Raw genomic sequence first — 582 nt, forward strand, 5'->3', positions numbered from 1 at the left:
TCCATTGCTACAACGTGGGCGAGGTAACCCATTTCAGCACCACCATATTCTTCGCTGACGGTCACGCCAAGCAAGCCCATTTCGCCAAGAAGTGGCCATAAATGGCTCGGAAACTGATTGTAATGGTCAATATCGGCGGCAATAGGAGCTATATGCTCACTCGCGAACGCATTGACGTGATCTCGGAGCATATCAATGGTTTCACCGAGCCCGAAATTCAGCGGGATGTAGCTCGGTTTCATAACGTCTCCCTGTTGCAGGTGTGTGACTGTGAAAATCGTGCACTGCTTGAGTGAGGGAAATTTGAGTTAGTGGCGTTGTTACTTTTCGTTGTTTTTTAGTGTTTGAAGGCAGCGTTCTTTTGCTGCATTGAGCTCGCCCATGACGACACCAATGTCATTTAACTGCTGTTGCAACACGGCTTGCTTTTCTTCAATGATATTGAGCATTTTGAGCAGCTGTTCATCCGTTTGTTGCATGTCGTAAAGTTCGAACAGTTCACGTATTTCTGCCAGCGAGAAGCCGAGCCGTTTCCCTCTAAGAATCAGTTTAAGTCGGATTTTGTCCCTACGCTGATAAACG

The 582-nt window shown here is 47.1% G+C and carries 2 protein-coding genes; both read right to left on the reverse strand.

What is annotated here, in order from left to right:
• Window positions 1-242, reverse strand: a 242-nt coding sequence (locus R7Q09_RS27160) for an acyl-CoA dehydrogenase family protein (RefSeq protein WP_318144082.1), incomplete at its 3' end; no start/stop codon positions are given.
• A 78-nt stretch (window positions 243-320) separates the two neighbouring features.
• Window positions 321-582 (reverse strand): MerR family DNA-binding protein (locus R7Q09_RS27165; protein ID WP_318144083.1); only part of this gene is annotated, 262 nt, incomplete at its 5' end.

It is taken from the genome of Vibrio sp. 2130-1, from assembly GCF_033339515.1.